The organism is Tritonibacter horizontis, assembly GCF_001518015.1.
GTDB classification, from domain to species: domain Bacteria; phylum Pseudomonadota; class Alphaproteobacteria; order Rhodobacterales; family Rhodobacteraceae; genus Epibacterium; species Epibacterium horizontis.
Genome location: NZ_LPUY01000061.1, coordinates 1 through 25,867, shown reverse-complemented (window position 1 = coordinate 25,867; position 25,867 = coordinate 1). Strand labels below are relative to the sequence as shown.

The window sequence follows — 25,867 nt, the reverse complement described above, 5'->3', positions numbered from 1 at the left end:
AAGAAATCCGCCGCCGGTGCCAGGAACGCCCGCCGGTTCAGAACTGATCGAGCAGCCGTTGCAGGTAGTTGCGTTCGCTGTCGCTGCGCTCGCGCTCGCTGGCGCGGCGGCGGATTTCTTCGAGCAGATCCCAGGCGCGGCGGCGGGCCTGCCCCTCCCCGATTGAATCGCGGCTGAACGCGTCGCCGCCCTGGCCATCCCGGCTGCGTCCCAGCGGATCAAGCGCATTGCCCTGACGGTTACCGGTGGCCTGATTGTCGCCCGGTTGCTGGCCCTGTTGCTGGCGCTCTGCCATGGCTTCGCCCAGGGCGCGCATACCGTCGCGCAGCGCTTCCATCGCTTCGGACTGGCGGTCGATAGCTTCGGCAAAATCGCCGTCGCGCAGGGCCTCTTCGGCACCCTCCATCGCCCGGCCGGCCTGATCAAGGGCGTCGCGGGCGGCGTCGCCCTCCGCCCCGCCCAGCGGCAGGCCGTTGCGCTGGCGTTCCAGTTCGTCGCGCAGGGCCTGCTGGCGGTTGGCAAGGTCGCCGGGGCTGCCCGGTTCGGCGCCGCCGCCTTGTCCCTGCCCCCCGTCGGCCTGATCCTGGCTGCCGTCACCGTCGTTCGGACCGTCCTGTCCGCCGGCACCGCCCTGACCACCCTCGTGGCTCTGGCCCCGGCCCTGACCGCCATTGCGCCCCTCATTGCCCTGGCTTTCGCCGCGTTGGGCATTGGGGTTGAACTGCTCCTGCAGATCGCGAAAGGCCTGATCCGAAAGCCCCTGCTGATCGCGCAGCGTTTCCGCTAGCCCCTCCATCGCCTGCTGACCCGGGCTGCCGCCCTGGCCGGGCTGGCCTTCGGTCATGCGCAGGTTTTCCATCATCTGCTGGAATTCGCGCAGGGCCTGCTCCGCCTCGGCCATCCGGCCCTGTTCCATCAATTCCTGAATGCGATCCATCATCGCCTGCAGGTCGGACTGGCTGAGCTGCAGACTGTTCTGCTGGCTTTCGCTCAGGTCCTGACCTTCGGAGTCGGTTTCAGCCTGACGGGACAATTGCCGCATGTAGTCCTGGGTCGCCTCGCGCAGCTCTTGCATCAGGCGGGCGATTTCCTCGGTGCTGGCGCCATCGCGCATCGCCTGGCTGAGCCGCTCCTGTGCCTGCCGCATCCGCTCCAGCGCGTCACCGACATCGCCGTCTTCGATCTGCTTTGCCAGGGCCCAGAGGGCGGCGGCGATTTCGTCTTGCCGCGCGGCGTCAAGCCCCTCTGCTGCGGCGTCATACCGTTCCAGCCGTCGCAGGATGGTGCGCAATTGCAGGTAGTGACCGCTGTCGTGAAAGAGGTCTTCGGGCCGGTGGGTCAGGGTGCGCAGGATCTGCGCCACCCGGGGGCCATTGGCACGCGCCCACAAAAGATCGCGGCGCTGTTCGATCAGGGCAGCCGCCACCGGGTCAAAGAACCGGCGCGCGGTCAGGGGCGCGGCGAGGCTGGCCTGGGCGCTGTGTTGCCCGGCGGCATCCTCGGCCTGCATCGTGTAGATCACCGGCAGATTGGCCCAGGGGTGATCAGAGAAATCCTCCACCAGCGCCTCGCTGAAAATACGCCGATCGCCGGTCAGCGACAGCGGCAGGTCCAGCGTGATCGGCGCGCGGGCGTCGGGCGGGGTTTGCAGCCCGTGACGGCGGTCCAACGCCGCCTCGTCCAGCGCGATGACCACGGTGCCGCCCACGACGCCATAGTCATCCGCCGCATTGAAAGGCAGCGTCAGCGTGCCATCGGCAGAGAGATCCGGCCCGTCGGTGATGGTGACATGCGGCTTGGCATCCGCGATCACCTCGACCTGCCAACTGCGGCCACCGGGGCCGTCGATGGTCAGGGCGCCGGCGCGCGTCACCGCGAAGCTTTGATCCGGGGCGGTTGCGGGCGGCAACTCGCCGGTGCGGGCAGAGACGGTTTCCGCCAGCGTCAGCGCGCCGATTTCGCCGTAGAACCGCAGGGTGACGCGGCTGTTTTCCGGCACTCGCAGCTTCGGGTCGGCCATATCGCCCAGATAGAGCGTCGGCAGGCCGGTATAGCGCGGCGGTTCCACCCAGCCCTCCCAGGTCGGCCCGCCAAGACCGGCCGCACCGCGACCGGGCAGCAGTTCCGACACTGTTCCGGCCCGCCAGGCGGTGCCAAACAGCAGCCCGACCAGCAGCACCAGAAGCGCCACATACCGCAGGGCAAAGGGATCCCGGTCGGCGATGCGCAGGTTCGGCGCCGGCGCGCGCGCGGTTGCCGCCCGCGCGGCCATACGCTGCTGGTGCGCCCGCCAGAGCGCCGCAGAGGCGGGATCATCGGCGCCAGAAGCCTGGGTGTCCATCAGGGCCGCGATGGGCCGGCCCGGCAGGGTTTCATCCAGACGGGCCATCGCCTCAATCCGGCTGGGCAGCCGCAGGCGCAGGCCGCCCCAGACCAGCGCCGCAAGGCTGGCCAGCACAGCCAGCACGGCAACCGCCCAGACGACCTCAATCCGGGCGCTGTTTTGCAGGTCCAGCAGCACCGCACCAAGGGTCAGCGAGACCACCGCCGCCAAGGGCCAGAAGGCGCGCCAGAGCCGTTCCGACAGCAGGCCGAGCCGGCTCAGCGCCACCGCCCAGCGCAACGAGGTCAGCGAGGCCTGCAGAGACGGATCCCCCTGCGAGGCGGCTTGTCGGGCATCGTCCCTTTGTGGGGCGCCCTCCTCGACCGCAGGGTCGAGGTGATCGGTCCGGGTCATTCCGCTCTGCCTCCGCGCGCCTGTTTGTCAGCGGGGGTCTTCCCCCGTCCGCATGGCCTTGTCGTCAGACAGATGCGCAGACTGGCGCAGTCCGACTGTCAGAGCCACTCCGGGATGGTATCGCGGTTTATCATTTCGTCAAAGGTCGGACGGGACCGGATGACCGCAAATTGATCGCCATGCACCAGAACCTCGGGAATCAGCGGGCGGGAGTTATATTCGCTCGCCATCACCGCGCCGTAGGCACCGGCGCTGCGAAAGGCCACCAAGTCGCCCGAGGCCAGCGGCGGCATCAGGCGGCCCTTGGCAAAGGTATCGCCGCTTTCGCAGACCGGTCCGACGATGTCATAGGGGCGCGGCTCCAGCCCCGGCGCCGGTTCGATCACCGGGACAATATCGTGGTGGGCGTCATACATGGCCGGGCGCAACAGGTCGTTCATGGCACCGTCGAGGATCAGGAAATCGCGGTCTTCGCCGTTTTTGAGATAGATCACCTTGGAGACCATCAGCCCGGCATTGCCCGCGATCAGGCGTCCCGGCTCGATCTCGATCTCGCAGTTGAGGTGGCCCAGCTCGTCCTTGATCAGCTGACCGTATTCCACCGGCAAGGGCGGCGCCGCGTTGGAGCGGGTATAGGGGATACCCAGGCCACCGCCCAGATCGAGGCGACGAATGTCATGGCCGGCGGTGCGCAGGGTCTGCGTCAGCTCCGCCACTTTCTGATAGGCGAGGCGAAACGGTTCCAGATCCGTGAGTTGCGAGCCGATGTGTACGTCGATGCCGATCACATCCAGCCCCGGCAGGCTGGCGGCATGGGCATAGACCTCGGTGGCGCGGGCGATGGGAATGCCGAACTTGTTTTCCGATTTGCCGGTGGCAATCTTGGCGTGGGTCTTGGCATCCACATCCGGGTTCACCCGCACGGTGATCGGCGCGACAACGCCCAGCTCCAGCGCGACGGCGTTGATCACCGCCATCTCGGGTTCGCTCTCGACGTTGAACTGGCGGATGCCGCCGGTCAGCGCCACGCGGATTTCCTCAGAGGTCTTGCCGATGCCGGAAAAGACGATTCGGTCGCCCGGAACACCGGCCGCGCGGGCGCGCAGGTATTCCCCTTGGCTGACGACATCCATGCCCGCGCCTGCAGAGGCCAGCGTTTTCAGGATCGCCTGGTTGGAGGCGGCCTTCATCGCGTAGCAGACCAGATGGTCAGTGCCCTCAAGCGCCTCGTCGAACAGGCGGAAATGGCGCAGCAGGGTCGCCGTGGAATAGACGTAAAAAGGCGTGCCCACCGCAGCGGCAATCTCGGCTACGGGGACGTCTTCGGCGAACAGCGCGCCATCGCGGTAGAGAAAATGATCCATGAGCTGCCTTTAGGGCAAAACCGGGCGGTGGAGCAAATGATTCCGCGCGAGGGGCGGGAGGGGGCGCCGGACCGGCCAGCCCGCCCCCGCGACATCAATTGCCGTAGACGACCCCCACACGGGCCTCGCCAGAGATATGGATGCCGGGTTCGGCCGCAGGGGTCGGTGCGGCCGGGCGCGGCGCGCGGCTGTCGCAGCCCGCCGCCAGCCCGACACACAACAGGAGCGCGGCGCGGATCACAGGGCGGATCACAGGGCAACCCGCAGGCTGACGGGCCCTTTGTGCAGACCGACCGCGCCGCCAAGATGGACGCCACTGTTGGAAATCCCGAGCCCGGCGTTGAGGCTGGGCCGGACGGGGTCACCTTCGACACCGCAGGCCGTCAACGCCAGGGTGAGGCTCAGAACACACAGGACACGGATCATGGAATCGCTCCTAAAGACGGGCCGTCAGCCCAGGATTTCCTTCCAGCGGGCCACCTGGGCGCGAACCTGCGCCGGGGCGGTGCCGCCGTAAGACAGGCGCGAATTCACCGAATTCTCGACGCCCAGCACGCTGAAGATATCCTCGGTGATGCCATCATGCACGCCTTTCATGTCCGCAAGGCTGAGATCCGGCAGATCCACGCCACGCGCCTCGGCCATGGCGACCAGCGCGCCGGTGACATGGTGAGCATCGCGGAACGGCACCTTCAGCACCCGCACCATCCAGTCAGCCAGATCGGTGGCGGTGGAAAACCCGGAGCCGGCGGCGGCGGCCAGACTGTCGCGGTTGGCGGTCATGTCACGCACCATGCCCTCCATCGCGGCCAGCGCCAGCATCCAGTTGTCGGCCGCGTCAAAGACCTGTTCCTTGTCTTCCTGCATGTCCTTGGAATAGGCCAAGGGCAGGCCTTTCATCACCATCATCAGCGCGGTATTGGCGCCAAAGATCCGGCCCACCTTGGCGCGGATCAGCTCGGCGGCATCGGGGTTCTTCTTTTGCGGCATGATCGACGACCCGGTGGAGAATCGGTCCGACAGGGTCACGAAACGGAACTGCGCCGAGGACCAGATCACCAGCTCTTCGGCGAACCGGGACAGGTGCATGGCGCAGATCGAGGCAACCGACAGGAACTCCAGCGCGAAATCGCGGTCCGAGACGGCGTCGAGCGAATTGGCCGCCGGACGGTCAAATCCCAGCGCCGCGGCGGTCATGTCACGGTCGATCGGAAAGGACGTGCCGGCCAGCGCCGCCGCGCCAAGGGGCGATTCGTTCATCCGGGCGCGGGCATCGCGCACGCGGGACAGGTCGCGGCCGAACATTTCGACATAGGCCATCATGTGATGGCCCCAGGTCACCGGCTGCGCCACCTGCAGGTGGGTGAAGCCCGGCATCACCCATTCGGCCCCCGCCTCTGCCTGCTCGACCAGCGCGCCGATCAGCGCCTCCAGCCCCTTGGCGGCGGCATCCAGTTGATCGCGCACCCAGAGTTTGAAATCGGTCGCCACCTGATCGTTGCGCGACCGGCCGGTGTGCAGACGGCCCGCAGGTTCGCCGATGATCTCCTTCAGGCGCGCCTCGACATTCATGTGGATGTCTTCCAGCGCAGTGGAGAACTGGAACTGGCCGCTTTCGATTTCTGACAAAACGGTGAGCAGGCCTTCACGGATGGCCTCGGCATCCTTATTCGTTATCACACCGGTCGCCGCGAGCATCGCCGCATGCGCCCGAGAGCCGGCAATATCCTGTGCTGCCATGCGCTGGTCGAACCCGATCGAGGCATTGATTGCCTCCATGATCGCGTCCGGTCCGGCGGCAAAGCGGCCGCCCCACATCTGGTTCGAGGTCTTGTCTGTCATGGCCCAACCCTGGAGATACTATGCGTCTAGTTCGTCAGCTTTCCCTTTATATGGCCCTTGCCCTGGGTGCAAACGCCGCCTTTGGCGCCGATCTGAGCGCCCTTGAGAGCTTGCGCGCGGGCGACATGAAAAAACTGGTGCTCCATGCCGCCCCCAAACCCGTCTCTGACGCGGTGTTTTTTCTCGAGGATGACGGCGGGACCGCCACCCTGGCGGATTATCAGGGTAAATATGTGCTGTTGAACTTTTGGGCCACCTGGTGCGCGCCCTGCCGCAAGGAAATGCCAATGCTGTCAGAGCTGCAAAAGACGTTCGGCGGCGAGACTTTCGAAGTTTTAACGCTCGCCTCGGGGCGGAATTCCCCGGCCGGAATCCGCAAGTTTCTGGACGGAATTGGGGTCGAAAACCTGCCCCGCCACCAGGATCCGAAGGGCGACGTGGCCCGCGACATGGCTGTTTTTGGCCTGCCAATCACCGTCATTCTGGACCCGAAAGGTAATGAAATCGGGAGGTTACGCGGCGAGGCCGATTGGAGCTCTGACAGTGCGCACGCGCTGATCGCCGCCCTTTTGGATGGGGCCTGAGATCTTGTGCGCCCCGCGACTGACCTAATTTTATTAAATTCTATCCCTTAATACCCGCGCAACCCTTTTGAGAGACTGTAAGGTCAAATGGCATCTCGGACGGCGACACAGCGACAGGCGCCGCGAACCGATGGGGTTGAGTAAGGTGAAGAAACGGCATTTTTGGAAGAACGACATCCCGGAAGGCGCGGAAAATCCGCTGTCTGCCGCGATTGTCGCACGGGACCGCAACGTTGTGGACATGGTGGCAGAGGCGGTCCGGCACGACCAGACGCTGCTGGCCTATCAGCCCATCGTGCAAAGCCACGCCCCCGAAACGATCGCCTTTTACGAAGGGTACATCCGGGTGATGGACGCCACCGGGCGGATCATCCCCGCGCGCGAATTCATGGGCGTGATAGAAGAACGCGAATTGGGCCGCAAACTGGACTGTCTGGCGCTGGAGCAGGGCCTGCAGGTCCTGCTGCGCAATCCAAATGTCCGCCTGTCCATCAACATGTCCGCGCGCTCTATCGGTTACAGCCAATGGATGCGGGTGCTGGAGAAATTCCTGGCGCGGGACCAATTCCTCGGGGAACGGCTGGTGCTGGAAATCTCCGAGGCCTCTGTCATGGCGGCGCCGGAACTGGTCATCGACTTCATGGACCAGATGCAGCAACACGGCATCGCCTTTGCGCTGGATAATTTCGGGGCGGGCAATACCTCCATCGGCCATTTCCGCGACTTTTTCTTTGACGCGGTGAAAATCGACGGCCAGTTCGTGCGCGGCGTTCATGGCAACCACGACAATCAGGCGGTGATCCGGGTGCTGGTGGCAATTGCCAAACAATTCGACATGTTCATCGTCGCCGAATCCGTGGAGCGGCAAGAGGACGCCGATTTCCTGATCGAAACCGGCGTGGATTGCTTGCAAGGGTTCCTCTATGGCGCGCCCAGTATCACGCCGCCCTGGCACGATGAGGACGCGTCGCGCGTGCGGGCCTGATCCGGAAATCCACTTTTACCTGAAGATGTTAGGCTCCTCCTGCCAGGCTGGGTGCCGGTCGAACCCCCTGCCCCTGCGGCGGGGGTTTTTGCATTGCGGGTCGAACCGCACCGCGGGCGCGCGCCCATTTCGCGCCTATTGGCCGGTCAATTTCACACCGCCAACCTGGGGCCGAACAGACCGGAACTGTTGCTGCATCTGCAAAGGCCGGCTATCCAGTTGGAGGAAAGGGAGGAAACGTCGCAAGACCCGGTCGACGCTCGCGCATCCAGCAGGTCGGCGTTTCCGCAATTTGCAGAGGAATCACCGCATGACCAACGTAGTAATCGCATCCGCCGCACGCACCGCCGTCGGCAGTTTCGGTGGCGCCTTCGCCACCACGCCGGCCCATGACCTCGGCGCTGCCGTGCTGGAGGCCGTGGTGGCCCGCGCAGGCATCGACAAATCCGAAGTTTCCGAAACCATTCTGGGTCAGGTGCTGACCGCGGCCCAGGGCCAGAACCCGGCCCGCCAGGCCCATATCAATGCCGGCCTGCCCCAGGAAAGCGCCGCCTGGAGCATCAACCAGGTTTGCGGATCCGGCCTGCGGGCCGTGGCCCTTGGCGCCCAGCACATCCAGCTGGGTGACGCCGCCATCGTCGCCGCCGGCGGCCAGGAAAACATGACCCTCAGCCCCCATGCGGCCAACCTGCGCGCCGGCCACAAGATGGGCGACATGCAATATATCGACACCATGATCCGCGACGGCCTGTGGGATGCCTTCAACGGCTACCACATGGGGCAGACTGCGGAAAACGTCGCCGCCAAGGCGCAGATTTCCCGCGAGATGCAGGACGAATTCGCTGTCGCCTCGCAGAACAAGGCGGAAGCGGCGCAAAAGGCCGGTAAATTCGCCGATGAGATCACCGCCTTTATCGTCAAGCACCGCAAGGGCGATATCACCGTCGATCAGGATGAATACATCCGCCACGGCGCCACCATGGAAGCGATGCAGAAACTGCGCCCCGCCTTCACCAAAGACGGCTCTGTCACTGCCGCGAATGCCTCCGGTCTGAACGATGGCGCCGCCGCAACACTGCTGATGAGCGCCGATGAGGCGGAAAAGCGCGGCATCGAACCGCTGGCCCGCATCGCGTCTTATGCGACCGCCGGCCTCGACCCCTCGGTCATGGGCCTTGGCCCGATCTATGCCTCGCGCAAGGCGCTGGACAAAGCCGGCTGGAGCGTTGCCGATCTGGATCTGGTCGAAGCCAACGAAGCCTTTGCCGCCCAGGCCTGCGCCGTGAACCAGGACATGGGCTGGGATCCGGCCATCGTCAACGTCAACGGCGGCGCCATCGCCATCGGCCACCCGATCGGTGCGTCAGGGTGTCGCGTGCTCAACACCCTCCTGTTCGAAATGAAGCGGCGCGGCGCCAAGAAAGGCCTCGCCACGTTGTGCATCGGCGGCGGCATGGGTGTCGCAATGTGTGTCGAACGTCCGTAAATGCTTTAACTATCGGCAAAAATCTGGGCGCCTTCGGGCGCCCTTTTTGTTTTTCTTTCACTCGTTACAATCCCGGGTTTAGTGTTGTGGGATCACCGCCCTGTTTCTGAATGCTGCAGGCGCATCCATGGTGAAATTTTATTTCTATTGCAGTGCTGCATGTGGAATAAGATTACCGAGTAAACTACAGAAGTTGGAGGACCCTCTATGGCTCGTATAGCCCTTGTGACCGGCGGATCGCGCGGTATCGGCGCTGCTATTTCCAAAGCCCTGCAAGCGCAGGGCTGCCAGGTAGCAGCAACCTATGCCGGAAATGACGCGGCAGCCGCCCAGTTCACCGAAGAAACCCGGATCAAGACCTACAAATGGGATGTGGCCAGCTATGAGGACAGCAAGGCCGGCATTCAGCAGGTCGAAGCCGATCTGGGCCCGATTGATATCGTGGTCGCAAACGCCGGGATCACCCGCGACGCCCCGTTTCACAAAATGCAGCCCGAACAATGGCAACAGGTGATCGACACCAACCTGACCGGCGTGTTCAACACCGTGCATCCGGTTTGGCCCGGCATGCGCGACCGCGGCTTTGGCCGGGTCATCGTGATCTCGTCGATCAATGGTCAGAAGGGTCAGTTTGCGCAAGTAAACTACGCCGCGACCAAGGCCGGTGATCTGGGAATCGTGCGATCCCTGGCCCAGGAAGGTGCAGCCAAGGGCATCACCGCCAATGCCGTTTGCCCGGGCTACATCGCCACCGAAATGGTCATGGCCGTGCCGGAGCGCGTGCGCGACGCGATTGTCGGCCAGATCCCGACCGGGCGTCTGGGCGAACCAGAGGAAATCGCCCGCTGCGTTGCCTTTCTGGCATCGGACGATGCGTCCTTTATCAATGGCTCGACGATTTCGGCCAATGGCGGCCAGTTCTTCGCCTGAGGCGTCGTCGCTGTCAGACCCTGCGATCCAGACACAGCAAGGGCCGGTCTCGTCAGACCGGCCCTTTTTGTAATCCCGTAAGTGCCTTTTGAGGAACGCGCGCTCAGGCCCAGCGGGAAACTCCGATGCCCGGTGCCGACACGCGGCGGCGGGCAAACATCCAACCAAAGATCGCCCGCAGGACCTGCGCACGCTCTTCATGGGCCCGGGTGAGGCCCCGTTTCACATCAGCTGTTGCAGTATATTCAAGCATCCTTGCACCTTTCGGTTCAGCGTCTCTTTTCTGAACCCAATATGAGCTTTTGCGCGACAGGTCACAAACGAGACTTTTCATCGCTTCAGTTAAGTTATACTTGTGTGAGCATGTCTGATCGCCTGCCCCCTCTGACCGCGCTGCGCGCCTTTGACGCGGCTGCCCGCCACATGTCCTTTGCCCGGGCGGCGGAGGAATTGAACGTGACGCCCGCAGCCCTGTCGTTTCAGATCAAATCGCTGGAAGAGCATCTGGGCGCGCCGCTGTTTCGCCGGCTCAACCGCGCGGTCGAGCTGACCGAGGCCGGCGCCGCGCTTGCCCCCGCTGCCAACGAAGGGTTTCGCGCGCTCAGCGCCGGCTGGCAACAGACCCGGCGCCTGCTGGATACGACATCGCTGACGGTGACGGCAGGGCCGGCGCTGACGGCGAAATGGCTGGCGCCACGGCTCTATGATTTTGCGCGCAGCCACCCGGAGATCGACCTGCATTTCTCGGCGACCCTGCGCAATGCCGACCTGCGCCGCGACGGTGTCGATGTGGCGATCCGCTTTGGCTATTCAAAGGACGAGGGGCTGGTGTCCCACCCGGCGCGGGCCGAATGGCTGACCCCGGTGATGACGCCGGACCTGTTTGCGCAATACCCCACGCCCGAAAGTCTGCAGTCCGCGCCATTGATCTATGACGATTCGATTGCGTTCCTGTCGCCGCCCTGCGACTGGCCGGCCTGGTTCAAGGCCGTGGGGCAGACATTCACCCCGGGCAGCGGCACCCATTTTTCCAACGCCGATCACGCCATTGATGCCGCCTGCGCCGGGCTGGGCGTCGCGCTGGGGCGGCGACCGATGATCATCAAGGATGTGCAGGAAGGCCGCCTGGTCGCGCCCTTCAACGTCGCCATCGAAACCGAAGCCCGGTTCCGGTTCTTGTGCCTGCCGGGCAGCGAGGATCGCCCGCAGATCTCCGCCTTTCGCGACTGGTTCTTTGCAGAGATCGAAAAAACCGCGCATATGTGGGACGATTTCGAGATCATCCCGGTAAAGGATCTGTGACCCCATGCCTGCCCCTCTGACCCGGCCACGGGCCACCGCCATCGGATTTGTCGCTGTGCTGCTCTGGGCGCTGCTGGCCCTGCTGACCGTGGGGTCCAGTCCGACCCCACCGCTGTTGCTGAACACCATCTGCTTCACCATCGGCGGCGTCATCGGTCTGATCTGGGTGCAGGCGACCAACGGCTGGCGGGCGCTGGCGCGGGTGCCGCTGCATGTCTACGTTTTTGGCACGGTGGGGCTGTTTGGCTATCATGCGCTGTATTTTTCCGCGCTGCGCGCCGCCCCCGCAGCCGAAGCGGGCCTGATCGCCTATCTCTGGCCGCTGCTGATCGTGCTGTTTTCAGGCCTCCTGCCCGGTGAGCGCCTGAGGGCGGGGCATTTCCTCGGGGCGTTGCTCGGCTTTGTCGGGGCCGCCTGTATCATCACCGGCGGCGGCGTCGGATTTCAGGCCCAGTATATGCCGGGCTATGGGCTGGCCTTCTTATGCGCGGTGTTCTGGTCCAGCTATTCGGTCGGCTCACGGGTGCTTGGCGCGGCGCCCACCGCCACTGTCGCGGTGTTCTGCCTGCTCAGCGCCGCCGCTTCCGGCGGTTTGCACCTGATATTCGAGGAAACGATCTGGCCCGCCGGGGCGCTTGGCTGGGGCGCGGCGCTGATGCTGGGCCTCGGTCCGGTCGGGCTGGCATTTTATGTCTGGGACATCGGCGTCAAACGCGGCGATATTCAGATGCTCGGCACCAGCTCTTATGCGGCGCCTTTGCTGTCTACGTTGATTCTGGTGGTGGCCGGGATCGCCGACCCGTCCTGGGCCCTGGCCTTGGCGGCGCTGTTGATTACCGGGGGTGCCGTGCTGGCGGCGCGCGCCTCGGCCTCGGAGCCCACCTCGGAGGCCGCCGTCGTCGCGTCCGACCCGGTTTCGCCACAGCCGGCGCCGCCCGTGTCACCGCAATCCGGGCGCTAAAGCCTGACCCGAACCTGCGGGTTCGGACATGCGAAAATTCCAGCGCCCCGGCGTCCGGGCCGATATCGACCCTGCGGCTGAATTTGGAATTTCAAAAGCAAGAGGCCCCGCGATGGGCAGAGCCTCATGGTATTCTTTCAGTCCGTCACTGGGGGTCATTCTTACGAGGCATGCCCCAATCGCGGGTCCGTGGTCACATGTGCTGACAACAGGGACCGCGCGGGTGCAGCATCAGCGCTGCCCGATCGATCAGTGCTGCGACAACCGTTCGATCTCGTCCTTGAGACGTAGTTTTTCCTTTTTGAGGGTTTTGATACGCAGGCGATCCGTGGCCGGGGATCGCTCTTCCCGTTCAACTGTAAAACTCAGGTGCTCGTGCTTCTTCTTCAATTCGGTAAGATGCGAGCTGACGCTCATGTCATTCCTCCTTTTTCAAAGCTTCATGCCAACAACATGGTGATTGGAGCACAGGAGTTTCAACCTGTCACGCTGCAGTCGCATAAAACCGGCTGGATCTTTCGTACAATTGCGCCGATTTGGCTGTTTCTCGCTCACCCTGGCGTCAGACCGGGCACAATCGAGATCGCCGACCTATTCGATTTCGCAAAGATAGCGCAAAGGATCACGGGCCGCTGACGGAAGGACGAGGCGGCGACAGGCCTCTGCGCGCGCCGGGGCCATACCGGGATCGGTCAGAGGTCGGTCAGGGGGCGGGCCAGTCAAGCGCCGCGCCGTCGCGCAGAATCGCCCGCACCGGCGCTGTATAGTCATCCTCGCCGTCGCGCTGGTGGGCCGCGCCCTGATGCAGCACCAGCGGCGCATGCAGACGAAAGGCGGCGCGTCCGCCCTTGCGCGCCCGCAGGATCACCAGCTCTGCAGCGCGCCCGACACGCGGAGCCAGGGGCAGCACCTCCAGCGAACCGAGCCGGGGGGTGGCGGCCAGGATCATATCGGCAAGCCGGTCGGCCCGCTGAATCATATGCAAATAGCCCTTGGGAGCCAGCCGCCGGGCGGCACAGTCGATCCACTGCGCCAGCGGGGTCGCTTCGCCAAGCGCGGTGCGCCGGCCAGCGTCCTGCGCCGGGCTATGCGCGCCGGGTCGATAGTAGGGCGGATTGGCGATCACATGATCAAAACTCTGCTGTCGCAGGTCCGGCGGCAGGCAGGCCAGATCCGCGGTCCAGATCGCCGCAGCCAGACCGTTGGCCGCGGCATTCTGGCGCGCCAGTTCGGCATAGGGGGTCTGTAGCTCCACCCCGCCGAGATCCAGCCCCGACACCCGGCGCCCAAGACACAACAGCGCCTGCCCCGCCCCACAGCCCAGTTCCAGCACGCGGTGACCGGGGCGCGCATTGACCGCTGCCGCCAGCAGCACCGGGTCAATTCCGGCACGATAGCCCTTGCGCGGCTGCAGAAGCGTCAGCTGGCCACCCAGAAACCCATCGGCGCTGAGATCCTCCAGCGGCGCGTTCGGCCGATCCGGGTCAGGCACGGTCCGACACCGGCAGATCGTTGTCGCGCATCACCCGCTGAGCCGCCGTCAGGTCATCGCCATGAACCAGCAGCCGACGTGGAAAAATTCCGATCCCGCCTTCCAGCACGCTCATATTTACGTCCATTTCAAAGCAGTCTATACCCTCCCCGTTAAGGAGGGCGGAGGCAAAGGCGAGGACCGTAGGATCCGTGCTGCGCAGAAGTTCCTTCATAATTGTGGATCTAAGGGCAAGACCGGGGTTTTGTCGAGGCTTGCAGTCGGGAATGTGATGAACCAGGTGATGACGCAGAAACCACATGAATTGCTGGCGGCGACGCTCGCGGACGAGCTTGACGCGGTGAACCTCCTGATCCGCGAACGCATGGCCTCTGAACATGCGCCGCGCATCCCCGAAGTGACCGCGCATCTGGTCGAGGCCGGCGGCAAGCGACTGCGCCCGATGCTGACGCTGGCGGCGGCCCGCATGTGTGGGTATCGCGGCGAACACCACCTGAAACTGGCCGCAACGGTGGAGTTCATCCACACCGCGACCCTGCTGCATGACGATGTCGTCGACGAGAGCAACCAGCGGCGCGGACGGCCCACGGCGAACCTGTTGTGGGACAACAAAAGCTCCGTTCTGGTGGGCGATTACCTCTTTGCCCGCAGCTTTCAGCTGATGGTGGACACCGGCAACATGCGGGTTCTGGACATCCTCGCCAATGCCTCGGCCACCATTGCCGAAGGCGAAGTGTTGCAGATGACTGCCGCCACCGATCTGCGCACCACGGAAGAGATCTATCTGCAGGTGGTGCGCGGCAAGACGGCGGCGCTGTTTTCGGCGGCGACCGAGGTCGGCGGCGTCATCGCCGGGGCCGACGCGACGCAGGTCAAGGCGCTGTTTGACTATGGCGACGCGCTGGGGATCGCCTTTCAGATCGCCGATGACCTGCTGGATTATCAGGGCGACGCGGCCAAGACGGGCAAGAATGTCGGCGATGATTTCCGCGAGCGCAAGCTGACCCTGCCGGTCATCAAGGCCGTGGCGAAGGCGACCGATGACGAACGTGCCTTTTGGGTGCGCACCATCGAAAAGGGCCGCCAGCAGGACGGCGATCTGGAGCAGGCCCTGGCCCTGATGGCCAAATATGCCACGCTGGAGGCCACCCGCGCCGATGCCTTTGCCTGGGCCAACAAGGCCAAATCGGCGCTGAAGGCCCTGCCGGAGCACCCGGTTCGCACCATGCTGACGGACCTTGCCGACTACGTGGTCTCACGCCTGAACTGACACCTCCCCGTCACCGTGGGGTGGCAGGCGCCTCAGCGCAGCTCGGTTGCGACGCACCACCAATCGGGATGTTCCGCGCCGATCTCGTAGGCGGCGAAATGCGCCGCTTTCATGCTGGGATACAGCGCGAAACAGGTCGATCCGGACCCTGACATCCGCGCCATCAGCGCGTTGCGGGTGGCGCCGAGATCGCCCAGAACCCGCGCGATCTCCGGCGCGACAGAGATCGCGGCCTGCTGCAGGTCGTTGCGCTGTGCCCCCAGCCAGCCGGCGCAATCCTCAACCCCGTCAAAGACCGGAATATCAACCGGCATGGGCGCGTTGTTGCGCTCCGTCAGGGCGGCAAAGACCTGACCTGTCGGCACTGCGATGCCGGGATTGACCAGCAGCACCGGCAGGGTCGGCAGAGCAGCCGGAGTGATTTGCTCACCGATGCCCTGCATACGGCTGGCGATGGCCTGCATGCAGACCGGCACGTCCGCGCCAAGCGCCAGTGGCAGCTCCGGCGACACCGCGAGGCCCTGCGCCCGCAGCGCCGTCAGCAGCGCCGCCGCATCCGAAGAGCCGCCGCCGATCCCGGCCCCATGCGGCAAGCCTTTGTCCAATGCGATATGGCCTGTCCAGCCCACCGCTTGCGCCGCCCGCCAGACCAGATTGGTCGCGTCCTGCGGCACCCCTGCGGCGAAAAGCCCGGACACCGACAGTGACAGTTCGGCAGCATTGGTCAGGCGCAATCTATCCCCGACATCGGCAAAGCCCACCAGACTGTCGAGCAGATGATAGCCATCGGCGCGATGGCCGGTCACATGCAGGGTCAGGTTGATCTTGGCCGGGGCAAAAACCTCAGCTGTCGTCATTGGCAACCTGAAGCGGCGGTGCGCCTTCTTCGGACAGGACCAGGTCCAGGCCGACTTCCAGCTTGCGCCGGATGCGGACCGGATCGGCCTCGGCGTCGGCGGCTTCGGGGTCGACAAAGGACAGCGCCCGGCGCCATTGGAATTCGGCCTCCAGCCGCCGTCCGACAGCCCAGTACACATCGCCCAGATGGTCGTTCACCACCGGATCGACCGGCATCAGTTCCACGGCGCGTTCCATATGGCCCACGGCATCGGAATAGCGGCCAAGGCGATAGAGCACCCAGCCCAGGGAATCGACGATATAGCCGCTGTCGGGGCGCGCGGAGACCGCGCGTTCGATCATGCTGAGCGCCTCGTCCAGCTTTTCTTCACGCTCCACCAGCGAATAGCCCAGGTAATTCAGCACCTGCGGCTGATCCGGGTCAAGCTCCAGCGCGGCGCGAAAATCGGTCTCGGCGGACTCCCAGTTCTTGAGCCGCTCGTTGCAGATCGCCCTAGCATACAGCAGGAACCAGCGGTTCGGCGACTCCGCATCGCTGAGATCCAGCGCCCGGTCATAGGCGGCCACGGCACCTTTGTAGTCTTCCTGCTGGCGCATCAAATCGCCAAGGTCCACATGGACCGCCAGATGTTCGGGAAAGTCGCGCGCCAGTTGCTCCAGCACCTCGCGGGCGGCCTCCGGGTTGGCGGCCCGGCGCAGTGCCTCGGCGCGGCCCAGTTCGGCAGCATGGAAATCCGGGTGGTCGCGGCGCACTTGCCTGTAGGTGGCGACCGACAGCTCGTAACGGCCCAGCTGGTCGAGCAGGCTGGCGCTGAGCAGCACCGCATCGACGTGATCCGGGCTGAGCACCGACGCCATGCGCGCATACATCAGCACATAGTCATTGGCCGCCTCGCCAGAGAGCGCCTGACCAAGGCTGTAGAACACTTCGGCCATCCCCTGGCGCGGTGTCGCGGCGATGTCGAACCGCACGGTTTCGCCCGCCGCCAGCCGGTCGGCCAGATCCGTCAGAGCGGGGTCGAACCCGGCGCCGAAACTGTCCACCAGCACCTCGAGCGCGGCGTCGTTCTGTTCAAGCTGTGACAGGATCTGCACCCGCGCAATGGCAGCGCGCCGCGAAGAGCGGCCAAGCTGGCCACCATTGGCGGCAAACAGCTCTTCCGCGCCCTCGTAGTCGCCGACCGAAGCCAGCGCCAGGGCCTTGTGATACATCGCAAAAAACCGCAGGCCGTCCTGTTCGGCAACCTTGTCGAACTGTTCCATCGCCCTGGAGACCGTGCCCTGCCCCATATGGGCCCAGGCATCCAGCAGCCCATCGACCAGGGCGCTGATCTCGAACTGGGCGCTGTCACGGGCGAGCAGCCCTGCGTAATCCTCTTGCAGGGCCATGTTGCCCGCCATGACGATATTGGCAACCTGGCTGCGCAGGCCCTGCTCCCACATCCGTTGCGCCACCGGCAGGGCCGCCTTGACGTCGCCCAGCGCCAGTTGCGCATAGACGAGGTTTTCCATCAGCGTCGCGTTCTGCGGATCCCGCACCAGGGCGCGGGTGTAGTAGCGCGCGGAAGCGGCAAAATCACTGTCATAGGTCGCCGCACGCCCGGCAAGATAGGCGCCGGCCAGTCCATCGGCCTGGACAACCGGCCCCGTGGACAGCAACAGCGCCGCGGCGCAGGTCAGAGTGCGGAGAAAAGAAACGGGCACAAGGGTACTCCCCAGCAAGGTCGGGACAAGATCGGTCTTTGTTCGCAGCAAAGCGTAGACCTCAGCCCCGGAAACCGCAATGGGGCGACCTGCAGGCCGCCCCATCAATTCTTGTGTCATTGCATTTCTGCCGCCGGATTGGCCCGTTTCGCCACTGCAGAACGCGGGGCGCGGCCAGCCGGCGCTTACATATTGCCGTAGTTGGGTCCGTCGCCGCCCTGCGGCGTGGTCCAGGTGATGTTCTGGCTCGGATCCTTGATGTCGCAGGTCTTGCAATGCACGCAGTTCTGGAAGTTGATCACGAACTCGGACTGGCCATCCTTTTCGACCACCTCATAGACACCCGCCGGGCAATAGCGCTGCGCCGGTTCGTCAAAGGTCGGCAGGTTGACCGCAATCGGCGTGTCCTTGTTGCCCAGGCGCAGGTGGCAGGGCTGGCTTTCTTCGTGGTTGGTGGCCGAGAAGGCGACGTTGGTCAGCCGGTCAAATGAAAGCACGCCATCGGGTTTGGGATAGTCGATGGGCTTGTGCTCATCCGCCGGTTCGGTGGCTTCGGCATCGTTCTTGCCATGGCCGAGGGTGCCAAAGAAGGAAAACCCGAGCAGCGTATTGGTCCACATGTCCAGACCGCCCAGCGCCAGGCTGGCGGTGAGGCCCCATTTCGACCACAGCGGTTTGACGTTGCGCACCTTTTTGAGGTCGGCACCGATGGCGCCTTCGCGCACCTCGACCTCGTAATCGGTCAGCTCGTCGGCCGCGCGCCCGGCCTGGATCGCCGCATAGGCAGCCTCTGCCGCTGCCTTGCCCGAAAGCATGGCGTTGTGGTTGCCCTTGATCCGCGGCACGTTGACCATGCCCGCCGAACAGCCCAGCAGGGCCCCACCGGGGAAGGTCAGTTTCGGCATCGACTGATAGCCGCCTTCGGTGATCGCCCGCGCGCCATACGCCACCCGTTTGCCGCCCTTCAGCAGTTCTGCGACCATCGGGTGATGCTTGAACCGCTGGAATTCCTGATAGGGATAAAGATGCGGGTTCTTGTAGTTCAGGTGCACCACAAACCCGACATAGACCTGATTGTTATCAAGGTGATAGATGAACGACCCGCCGCCAGCATTGGCATTCAGCGGCCAGCCCATCGTATGGGTGACAGAGCCTTCCTTGTGCTTGGCGGGGTCGATCTCCCAGATTTCTTTCATGCCGAGGCCGTATTTCTGCGGCTCCTTGCCGTCCGACAGGCCATATTTGGCGATCACTTCCTTGGACAGGGAGCCGCGCACCCCTTCGGACAGGAAGACATATTTGCCGTGCAATTCCATGCCCGGTTCGGTGTCCGGTCCGTAGGATCCGTCCGCCTCCAGACCAAAGACCCCGGCCACGACGCCTTTGACTTCGCCCTTGTCGCCGTAGACCAGCTCTGAGCAGGACATGCCGGGGAAGATCTCGACGCCCAGCTCCTCGGCCTGTTCCGCCATCCAGCGGCAGACGTTGCCCATCGACACGATGTAATTGCCGTGGTTGTTCATCAGCGGCGGCATCGGGAAATTCGGGATGCGCACTTCGCCCGCCGCGCCGAGCATGTAGAAATTATCGTCCTTCACAGGCACGTTGAGCGGCGCGCCCTTGTCCTTCCAGTCGGGGATCAGCGCGTCCAGCCCGCAGGGGTCCAGCACCGCGCCCGACAGGATATGCGCCCCCACCTCGGAGCCCTTTTCCAGCACCACCACCTGCAGGTCCGCATCCAGCTGCTTCAGCCGGATCGCGGCCGACAGACCGGCAGGACCGGCCCCGACGATCACAACGTCGTATTCCATTGCTTCACGTTCAATCTCGGCCATTCGAGGTGCTCCTTGGCTATCGTCCGGACCCGGCACGTCGGGTCCCTGGCTATGTGGTGCAGACTGTCCATGCCCCGTGCGGGCGCAACATTCTTGCGCGGTTGCTTAGCGGGTGCAGCATGGAAAGGTCAATCAATACCCTACGTAGGTTCCCCGACAGAACCGGAAATGCGGCAAAGCGCCCGCAGCTTTGCGTCACCTGTGGCGCGCATAACGGCGTTGTTTGACAAATGTGTCAAGTTTCCGGGCTGTCCCCCATCAAAAACCGCGGTCCCTGGCCGTTTTTTGCGGCGCTGTCCCCGGCATTATAGAGCGCACAGGACGGCAACGACAGGCAACCGCAACCAATGCAGCCGTCCAGATCGTCGCGCAGTTTTTCCAGCGTTGCGATTCGGGCATCCAGATGGGTGCGAAACCCCTCGGACAGGCGGCTCCAGTCCTCTTTGGTGGGGGTGCGCCCGCCGGGCAGGCTGCTCAGCTGCTCGCGGATTTCCGGCAGGGTAAAGCCGAATTTCTGCGCGATCATGACAAAGCTCAGCCGCCGGATGTCGGCGCGATGAAACCGGCGCTGACCGCCCGCGTTGCGCCAGGGCTCCAACAGGCCCTGCGCCTCGTAATAGCGGATGGCAGAGACCGCCAACCCGGTCCGTTCCGCCAGATATCCGATCGACAAACCATGTGATGCGGCCATGGGACCTCCGAAAAAAATGCGCCGACGCCCAAGAAATAGCTTGAGCTAAAGTTAGGTTTAGAAATTACACCGGACTCAGGCAAGTCCCAAAATGGAGTTTCTGACATGACCGCCACCCTCGAACACGCCAACCTCTGCGTCGCCGATCCGCACAAAACCGCCGCCTGGATGACCAAGGTTTTTGACTGGCACATCCGCTGGGAGGGGCCGGCCCTCAGCAGTGGCTACACGGTGCATGTGGGCAGCAAGGACAGCTACCTCGCCCTGTTCAGCCCCGCCGAACCCCTGGCAGAGGCGCCGGAACGCTATTCGACCAAGGGCGCACTGAACCATCTGGCCTTTGTCGTTGACGACCTCGACCAGGCCGAGGCCGCGGTGGTGGCTGCGGGCTACACCCCGATGAACCATGGCGACTACGAACCCGGCCGCCGCTTTTATTTTCTCGACGAAGGGGGCGTTGAATATGAACTCGTTCAATATGATTGATCTGTTGTTCTTTGCCGGGCACCGGCCGGAAATCTGGCGTGATTTCGCGCCCCGCCGGACTGGCGCGCGCCGCCATAACCGGCCCCCGACCCTGCCCGCGCCCTTGCCGGTCCGAAAGACCGCAGTGCCCGAATGACCCACATCGGGCAGCAAAACACCGCAGATCATTTGCTGCCCCCTTGCAATTCGACCCGCGATTAGGTCAGGTAAATGGCAACACGACGGCTCGCCCCGCTGCATATCGCGGCGGGGCGGCGGCGTTCGTACGACCTGAGCAGACGACCTGAGCAAACAATAAGATCGACCAGACGAAAGCGGACAAGACCATGGACAAGATCCCGATGACGCCCTCGGGCTTTCAGGCCCTGGGGGCCGAACTGAAGACTCTGAAGAGCGTGGAGCGCCCGGCCATCATCCAGGCCATTGCCGAAGCCCGCGAACTGGGCGACCTGTCGGAGAACGCCGAATACCATTCCGCCCGCGAAAAGCAGTCCTTTATCGAGGGCCGCATCAAGGAACTGGAAGGTGTGTTGTCTCTGGCCGATGTCATCGACCCCAAGAAGCTGTCCGGCGCGATCAAATTCGGCGCCAGGGTCACTGTCGTGGACGAGGACACCGAAGAGGAAAAGACCTGGCAGATCGTCGGCGAACACGAAGCCAACATCGAAGCGGGCCTGCTGAATGTGAAATCCCCCATCGCGCGCGCCTTGATTGGCAAGGAAGAAGGCGACAGTGTAGAAGTACGCACGCCCGGCGGCGACAAATCCTACGAGATCCTCAAGATCATCTACGCCTGAACACCGACCCCGTTGCGAACGACATAGCAGGCAGGACATGACCAGCGATCCAAGCGATACGGACACACCTGCAGCATCCAAACGGCCCGGCCTGCCCTTGCCGGATCTGGACAGCAGCACCCGCGCGCCCATCGGTCTGGCCGAGGTGGTGGCGCTTGGGCTCGGGGTGATCTGGACGCTTGGGATTGTTGCGCTTTATGTGCTGGCACCGGAAACCGCCCTGTCCACGGAATGGAATGCGCCGCTGGTGCGGGTGCTTGCGGTGTTGATGCCGGTGCTGATGCTCCTTGTGGCCGCCATTGCTCTGCGGTCCGCCCGGATCATGCAGGAAGAGACCCAGCGCCTGCATGCGGCGATTTCCAGCCTGCGCCACATGTATCTTGCCCACAGTCAGGCCGCCGCCGTGGTGTCCGAACCGTCGATGGCCAAAAAGCTGGAAGAAATCGCCGAAACCGCCCGCAAGACGGAAACGGTGCTGGCGACCTTTCAGACCATCCGGCGCACCCCCGAACGGCTGGCGATCCCGTCAAAGGCGATGGAGGCGGTCACCGAACAGGGCAGCCTGCAGCTGGGCACCCCGGCCGAGGCGCTGGCCCCGCCCCTGTCCAACGAACATTTCATCCGCGCCTTGAATTTTCCCGAAACCGCCGAGGACGAAGAGGGTTTCGTCTCGCTGCGGCTGGCGCTCAAGGATCGTCATACCGCCCAGGTCATCCGCGCGGCGCAGGATGTGCTGACCCTGCTCAGCCAGGAAGGCATCTATATGGATGACCTGCGGCCCGACCGCGCGCGGCCCGACATCTGGCGGCAATTTGCCCATGGCGCGCGGGGCCGTGCGGTGGCCGCGCTTGGCGGCATCCGGGATCGCAGCTCGCTGGCGCTGTCCTCTGCCCGGATGAAGCAGGACCCGATCTTTCGCGACTCCGCGCATCACTTCCTGCGGCGCTTTGATCAGATGTTCACCCGCTTTGAGGCCGAGGCCTCGGACGCGGATATTTCGGCCCTGAGCGACACCAGAACCGCCCGGGCGTTCATGCTGCTGGGCCGGGTCGCGGGCACCTTCGACTGACCGGCGCGGCGCAGGCGGCTCACGGAGGCTGAAAACCGGTCCGGGCCTCAACCGCCTTGGCGCGCAGACTGCAGCCCTCCGCATGATCGTTGATCAGCCCCATCGCCTGCATGAAGGCAAAGATCGTAGTCGGCCCCAGAAATTTCCACCCGCGCCGTTTCAGCTCCCGCGCCAGCGCGATCGAGCTTTGGCTTGTCGACTGGGTCTGCGGCGGTCCCAGCTCCTCGGGGCGCGGCTCGTAACGCCAGAAAAACGCCGCCAGCGTGCCTTCGGCCTCGACCATCTCCACCGCGCGGGCAGCGTTGTTGATCACCGCGGCGATCTTGCCCCTGTGGCGCACGATGGCCGCATCGCCCAGCAGCCGGTCGACATCCGCCGCACCATATTGCGCCACCTTGTAGAAATCGAAGCCGTCAAACGCCGCGCGAAACCCCTCGCGTTTGTTGAGGATGGTGCGCCAGCTCAGGCCGGACTGGAAACTCTCCAGACAGAGTTTTTCAAACAGCCGCGTATCCTGCGCCACCGGGAATCCCCATTCGCGGTCGTGATAGTCCAGAAACTCCGGCGCGCCGCCACACCAGCGACAGCGGGCAAGGCCGTCCGGCCCCTCGAACAGCGCGCTCACAGCGCCGCCGCCTGCAGGGCCGACAAACGCGGGTCGGTGCGGGCCGGGGCGACCTCCTGAATATGTGGCAGGGCGATCCCTTCCTGCACAAAGGGGTCCGCTGCGATCCGCGCCTCCAGCGCGGCGCGATCCTGCGGGCCGACGAGAATCGCACCGCCGCCCTGTGGCCGCAGGCTGCCCGCCAGCAGAAAGGCCCCGGCCGCGAAACCTTCGGCGAGCCAGTCATTATGTGCCGCCATAAACGCGGCCGCCTCGGTCTTTTTCTCGGTCAGAGTGAGGGTAACGATAAACATTGGGGTCTCCGTTAGCTGGGAATCGTCGCGGGGTCGGCAACGGTGTCGAGCCAAGCCATCATCTGGTCCACCTCCCGCGCCAGAAACGCATCATCGGGATAGGCATTGGCCAGGCTCGCCGCCCCCTGGCTGCGGGCCAGGAGCTGCATCGCAAGCGCATCAGCCTCCGCCCCGTGCCCCATGTCCTCGAACCGCTGCCGCAGCCAGTGCCGGAACAGGTCAAACAGCGCCCGTGCGCCGGCCTCTTGCGGGTGGTTCAGCTTTGACAGCTCGGAAAACAGCGTCCCGACCGGACAGCCATAGGCCCGGATTTTGGCGGCATTCACCGTCAGGATCGAGATGAAACTGGCCAGACATTCGCGGGGCGATTTGCCCTGGGCCACCCAGCCCTCCAGCATCGCATGCCGGTCCTTTATGCGGCGCTCGATCACCGCGACGAGGATCTCGTCCTTGGTCCGGAAGTGATAGTAGAAATTGCCCCGTGAAATCCCCACCACTGCGGCCACATCGGCAAAGGACGTGTATTCGAACCCGCGCTCGTAGAACAGCCGGTCCGCCGCGGTGACGATCTTTTCGCGTGTTGCCGAGGCGGCCATGGGTGGTCCTTTTGTCGCGCCAGATCGACCCTGAGCCTGCGGGATCAGGCGCAGGGGCGGGTCTGTGGCGTCGGGAGGCGGGTCCCGATCCAGATTATAGGACGCGCGTCCTAATTGCAAGCCCCCCGCCGTCTGGATGCAAAAAGAGCGGACAAATCCAAGCCCCTCAGGCTAGATGACCGCAGACACAGGGAGAGACGGACATGGAATACATCACCTCGCAAGAGCAGCTGCGCCAGGCCTTTGGCCGCCCCCATGAGGTGGCTGTGCAAAAGGAGCTGCGCCAGATCGACGCCCATTCCCGGCGTTTCATCGAAAAATCCCCGTTTGTGTTCATCGGCTCGCAAGACCGCAACGGCAATGGCGATGTGTCGCCCAAGGGGGACCGCCCCGGATTTGTGCAGGTGCTGGATGACCGCACCCTGGCAGTGCCCGACAGGCCGGGGAACAACCGGCTGGATACCTGGGAAAACGTCGTCGACAACCCGGCGGTCGGGCTGATCTTTGTGATCCCCGGCATGAACGAAACGCTTCGGATCAATGGCGAGGCCCGGCTGACAACGGATGCGGATCTCTGCGCCCGGCTGCATGTCAACGCCCGGCCGGCGCTGGCGGTGATGGTCGTCAAGGTCCGGCAGGTCTACATGCATTGCGCCAAGGCCTTTATCCGGTCGCACCTCTGGGCACCGGACACCTGGCCCGACCGCGCCGAAATGCCGACACTCGGCGCGATTCTGAAGGATCAGGCCCAGCTTGCCGAAACTGTGGAGGCCTTCGACGCCCATCTCGACCAAGCCTATCGCGAAACGCTCTGGTAGGCCTAGCTTTGCGGGGTCGCGGCGTCCCGGAAATACGCCGTCACGACGTCCCTCCCGCGCCGCCTCTCCGCTTCGGCCCGTCTGCCACCTGCCCTATTGAGGCCCTTGCCCTACGGGCTGAGCCCCGCGCCGGACCACAGCGCGCCCGCAGGGCGCGCTGCCGGGCCCAAACGGGGGCGATTGCATCTTTGATGCTGTCGCGCTCGGCGGGAGCTCCCCCCTTCCGCCACCAGTGGCTAACTCATGCCAAAGCTGGCATAGGGAATGAACCGCACCAGGTCGCCGGGGGCGATTTCCAGCCCCCCCTCGGGCAGTTCCACCAGCCCTTCGGCCCAGCTCAACCCCGAAATCCGGCCAGAGCCTTCGGATTTGAACACCTCCACCTGACCCGCCCGCATCCGGGCGCGCAGATACTCCCGACGGCCCGGCTTCTTGCGCTTGGAAAACCCGGCCGGCACGTCAAACCCCAGCGGCACCGACCAAGCCGCCCCGGCCAGCAGCCCCATCGCCGGGCGCGCAAAGACCAGCGCACAGACCAGCGCGGCCACCGGGTTGCCGGGCAGCCCAAAGACCGGCCGTCCCGCCCAGAGGCCAAGCGCCAGCGGCCGGCCCGGTTTCAGCGCCATCCGCCATTCCTGCAGGGCGCCGGTTTCGCGCAAAAGGGCCGAGACATGATCTTCGTCCCCGGCCGAGGCGCCGCCGCTGGTCAGGATCACATCCGCCACCGCCGCCGCCCGGTCCAGCGCCGCGCCGAGAGCCGCGCGGTCATCCGCGATGCGGCCCAGATCCACCGGCTCGAACCCGAACTGCTGCACCAGCGCCAGCAACATGGGCCGGTTGGCGTCATAGATCTGCCCCAGCCCCGCTGCCTGCCCCGGCGCCACCAATTCGTCCCCGGTAGAGATCACCGCCACCCGCAAGCGCTTGCGCAGCGTCAGCTCCGCCAGCCCGGTGGCCGAGGCCAGCGCCAGATCCGCCGGTGTCAGCACCCGCCCGGCCGGCAGGATCACCTCGCCTGCCGCCACGTCCTCGCCCGCCTTGCGGGTATTGGCCCCCTGCTTCAGCGGTCCGTTGAACGCCACCTGCGCCCCGTCCGTGCGCACGTCCTCCTCCAGGATCACCGTATCGACGCCCTCCGGCAG

The 25,867-nt window shown here is 64.6% G+C and carries 29 protein-coding genes; 12 read left to right on the top strand and 17 right to left on the bottom strand.

Going from position 1 to position 25,867, the window contains the following annotated elements; translation table 11 throughout:
• Positions 1-37: 37 nt before the first annotated feature.
• The 5 genes from TRIHO_RS10470 to argH all read right to left on the bottom strand — a co-directional run bounded on the left by TRIHO_RS10470 (position 38) and on the right by argH (position 5,943).
• Positions 38-2,737, bottom strand: coding sequence for a TIGR02302 family protein (locus tag TRIHO_RS10470; RefSeq protein WP_082705103.1), 2,700 nt, complete (start codon positions 2,735-2,737; stop codon positions 38-40).
• A 98-nt stretch (positions 2,738-2,835) separates the two neighbouring features.
• Positions 2,836-4,101, bottom strand: coding sequence for a diaminopimelate decarboxylase (gene lysA / locus TRIHO_RS10465; protein WP_068242917.1), 1,266 nt, complete (start codon positions 4,099-4,101; stop codon positions 2,836-2,838).
• 94 nt (positions 4,102-4,195) lie between these two features.
• The gene (locus TRIHO_RS23895) at positions 4,196-4,354 is read right to left on the bottom strand and encodes a hypothetical protein (protein ID WP_165595907.1); all 159 of its coding nucleotides are present in this window, start codon (positions 4,352-4,354) and stop codon (positions 4,196-4,198) included.
• Positions 4,351-4,527 carry a hypothetical protein gene (locus tag TRIHO_RS23890; RefSeq protein WP_165595906.1) on the bottom strand — a complete coding sequence of 59 codons (177 nt, stop codon included), beginning with the start codon at positions 4,525-4,527 and terminating at the stop codon, positions 4,351-4,353. The genes TRIHO_RS23895 and TRIHO_RS23890 overlap by 4 nt, the downstream gene beginning before the upstream one ends.
• 24 nt (positions 4,528-4,551) lie before the next feature.
• A complete protein-coding gene (gene argH, locus TRIHO_RS10460) occupies positions 4,552-5,943 on the bottom strand; it encodes an argininosuccinate lyase (protein ID WP_207498671.1) in 1,392 nt (463 codons plus the stop codon).
• 20 nt (positions 5,944-5,963) lie between these two features.
• Between argH and TRIHO_RS10455 the strand changes: the two genes are divergently transcribed.
• The 4 genes from TRIHO_RS10455 (at position 5,964) to phbB (ending at position 9,928) form a co-directional block, all read left to right on the top strand.
• Positions 5,964-6,527 carry a TlpA family protein disulfide reductase gene (locus tag TRIHO_RS10455; protein WP_068242910.1) on the top strand — a complete coding sequence of 188 codons (564 nt, stop codon included), beginning with the start codon at positions 5,964-5,966 and terminating at the stop codon, positions 6,525-6,527.
• Between the two features lie 145 nt (positions 6,528-6,672).
• Complete coding sequence (locus TRIHO_RS10450; protein ID WP_068242928.1) at positions 6,673-7,512, top strand: EAL domain-containing protein; 840 nt, start codon at positions 6,673-6,675, stop codon at positions 7,510-7,512.
• A 310-nt stretch (positions 7,513-7,822) separates the two neighbouring features.
• Positions 7,823-8,998, top strand: a complete 1,176-nt coding sequence (locus tag TRIHO_RS10445) for an acetyl-CoA C-acetyltransferase (protein ID WP_068242908.1) — start codon at positions 7,823-7,825, stop codon at positions 8,996-8,998.
• A 207-nt stretch (positions 8,999-9,205) separates the two neighbouring features.
• Positions 9,206-9,928: an acetoacetyl-CoA reductase gene (phbB, locus tag TRIHO_RS10440; RefSeq protein WP_068242905.1), complete on the top strand. Its 723-nt coding sequence runs from the start codon at positions 9,206-9,208 to the stop codon at positions 9,926-9,928.
• Between the two features lie 103 nt (positions 9,929-10,031).
• On the opposite strand, the gene TRIHO_RS23885 is transcribed toward phbB, so the two are convergent.
• Positions 10,032-10,181: a hypothetical protein gene (locus tag TRIHO_RS23885; RefSeq protein WP_165595905.1), complete on the bottom strand. Its 150-nt coding sequence runs from the start codon at positions 10,179-10,181 to the stop codon at positions 10,032-10,034.
• A 110-nt stretch (positions 10,182-10,291) separates the two neighbouring features.
• On the opposite strand from TRIHO_RS23885, the gene TRIHO_RS10435 reads away from it, so the two are divergent.
• Both TRIHO_RS10435 and yddG read left to right on the top strand, forming a co-directional pair.
• Positions 10,292-11,230, top strand: coding sequence for a transcriptional regulator GcvA (locus TRIHO_RS10435; protein WP_068242902.1), 939 nt, complete (start codon positions 10,292-10,294; stop codon positions 11,228-11,230).
• Positions 11,231-11,246: 16 nt separating this feature from the next.
• Complete coding sequence (gene yddG, locus TRIHO_RS10430; RefSeq protein ID WP_068242926.1) at positions 11,247-12,191, top strand: aromatic amino acid exporter YddG; 945 nt, start codon at positions 11,247-11,249, stop codon at positions 12,189-12,191.
• Positions 12,192-12,440: 249 nt separating this feature from the next.
• Here the strand turns inward: yddG and TRIHO_RS23275 are convergent, their stop codons facing one another.
• The 3 genes from TRIHO_RS23275 to TRIHO_RS10415 all read right to left on the bottom strand — a co-directional run bounded on the left by TRIHO_RS23275 (position 12,441) and on the right by TRIHO_RS10415 (position 13,897).
• Complete coding sequence (locus tag TRIHO_RS23275; protein ID WP_082705102.1) at positions 12,441-12,608, bottom strand: YdcH family protein; 168 nt, start codon at positions 12,606-12,608, stop codon at positions 12,441-12,443.
• Positions 12,609-12,894: 286 nt separating this feature from the next.
• Entirely contained in the window at positions 12,895-13,683 is a 789-nt protein-coding gene (locus TRIHO_RS10420) for a tRNA1(Val) (adenine(37)-N6)-methyltransferase (protein WP_207498669.1), read from the bottom strand.
• The gene (locus tag TRIHO_RS10415) at positions 13,676-13,897 is read right to left on the bottom strand and encodes a putative signal transducing protein (protein ID WP_068242895.1); all 222 of its coding nucleotides are present in this window, start codon (positions 13,895-13,897) and stop codon (positions 13,676-13,678) included. Before TRIHO_RS10415 ends, TRIHO_RS10420 begins: the two co-directional genes overlap by 8 nt.
• Before the next feature lie 57 nt (positions 13,898-13,954).
• Between TRIHO_RS10415 and TRIHO_RS10410 the strand changes: the two genes are divergently transcribed.
• Positions 13,955-14,953, top strand: a complete 999-nt coding sequence (locus TRIHO_RS10410; protein WP_068242892.1) for a polyprenyl synthetase family protein — start codon at positions 13,955-13,957, stop codon at positions 14,951-14,953.
• A gap of 32 nt (positions 14,954-14,985) precedes the next feature.
• Here the strand turns inward: TRIHO_RS10410 and TRIHO_RS10405 are convergent, their stop codons facing one another.
• From TRIHO_RS10405 to soxR, 4 genes are all read right to left on the bottom strand, one after another.
• Positions 14,986-15,810, bottom strand: coding sequence for a 4-(cytidine 5'-diphospho)-2-C-methyl-D-erythritol kinase (locus TRIHO_RS10405; RefSeq protein ID WP_068242889.1), 825 nt, complete (start codon positions 15,808-15,810; stop codon positions 14,986-14,988).
• Complete coding sequence (locus tag TRIHO_RS10400) at positions 15,797-17,515, bottom strand: tetratricopeptide repeat protein (RefSeq protein WP_068242920.1); 1,719 nt, start codon at positions 17,513-17,515, stop codon at positions 15,797-15,799. The genes TRIHO_RS10405 and TRIHO_RS10400 overlap by 14 nt, the downstream gene beginning before the upstream one ends.
• Positions 17,516-17,700: 185 nt before the next feature.
• Entirely contained in the window at positions 17,701-19,350 is a 1,650-nt protein-coding gene (locus tag TRIHO_RS10395; protein ID WP_068242886.1) for an electron transfer flavoprotein-ubiquinone oxidoreductase, read from the bottom strand.
• Positions 19,351-19,585: 235 nt separating this feature from the next.
• On the bottom strand, positions 19,586-20,041 hold the full coding sequence (gene soxR / locus TRIHO_RS10390; RefSeq protein ID WP_068242884.1) for a redox-sensitive transcriptional activator SoxR: 456 nt from the start codon (positions 20,039-20,041) through the stop codon (positions 19,586-19,588).
• Between the two features lie 105 nt (positions 20,042-20,146).
• Between soxR and TRIHO_RS10385 the strand changes: the two genes are divergently transcribed.
• The 4 genes from TRIHO_RS10385 to TRIHO_RS10375 all read left to right on the top strand — a co-directional run bounded on the left by TRIHO_RS10385 (position 20,147) and on the right by TRIHO_RS10375 (position 22,393).
• On the top strand, positions 20,147-20,527 hold the full coding sequence (locus tag TRIHO_RS10385; protein WP_068242881.1) for a VOC family protein: 381 nt from the start codon (positions 20,147-20,149) through the stop codon (positions 20,525-20,527).
• A complete protein-coding gene (locus tag TRIHO_RS23880; protein WP_165595904.1) occupies positions 20,505-20,663 on the top strand; it encodes a hypothetical protein in 159 nt (52 codons plus the stop codon). Before TRIHO_RS10385 ends, TRIHO_RS23880 begins: the two co-directional genes overlap by 23 nt.
• Before the next feature lie 190 nt (positions 20,664-20,853).
• Complete coding sequence (gene greA / locus TRIHO_RS10380) at positions 20,854-21,324, top strand: transcription elongation factor GreA (protein ID WP_068242878.1); 471 nt, start codon at positions 20,854-20,856, stop codon at positions 21,322-21,324.
• Positions 21,325-21,361: 37 nt separating this feature from the next.
• Complete coding sequence (locus tag TRIHO_RS10375) at positions 21,362-22,393, top strand: hypothetical protein (protein ID WP_068242875.1); 1,032 nt, start codon at positions 21,362-21,364, stop codon at positions 22,391-22,393.
• 19 nt (positions 22,394-22,412) lie between these two features.
• Here the strand turns inward: TRIHO_RS10375 and TRIHO_RS10370 are convergent, their stop codons facing one another.
• The 3 genes from TRIHO_RS10370 to TRIHO_RS10360 are packed head-to-tail and all read right to left on the bottom strand — an operon-like array spanning position 22,413 to position 23,907.
• Positions 22,413-23,018, bottom strand: a complete 606-nt coding sequence (locus TRIHO_RS10370) for a DNA-3-methyladenine glycosylase I (RefSeq protein ID WP_068242871.1) — start codon at positions 23,016-23,018, stop codon at positions 22,413-22,415.
• Complete coding sequence (locus tag TRIHO_RS10365; RefSeq protein WP_068242867.1) at positions 23,015-23,311, bottom strand: YciI family protein; 297 nt, start codon at positions 23,309-23,311, stop codon at positions 23,015-23,017. Before TRIHO_RS10365 ends, TRIHO_RS10370 begins: the two co-directional genes overlap by 4 nt.
• Before the next feature lie 11 nt (positions 23,312-23,322).
• Positions 23,323-23,907 (bottom strand): TetR/AcrR family transcriptional regulator, encoded by a 585-nt coding sequence (locus TRIHO_RS10360; protein WP_068242865.1) that lies wholly within the window; start codon positions 23,905-23,907, stop codon positions 23,323-23,325.
• Positions 23,908-24,110: 203 nt separating this feature from the next.
• On the opposite strand from TRIHO_RS10360, the gene TRIHO_RS10355 reads away from it, so the two are divergent.
• Entirely contained in the window at positions 24,111-24,725 is a 615-nt protein-coding gene (locus TRIHO_RS10355; protein ID WP_068242862.1) for a pyridoxamine 5'-phosphate oxidase family protein, read from the top strand.
• Positions 24,726-24,961: 236 nt separating this feature from the next.
• Here TRIHO_RS10355 and TRIHO_RS10350 read toward each other — a convergent pair.
• Positions 24,962-25,867 (bottom strand): molybdopterin-binding protein (locus TRIHO_RS10350; protein ID WP_068242859.1); only part of this gene is annotated, 906 nt, incomplete at its 5' end.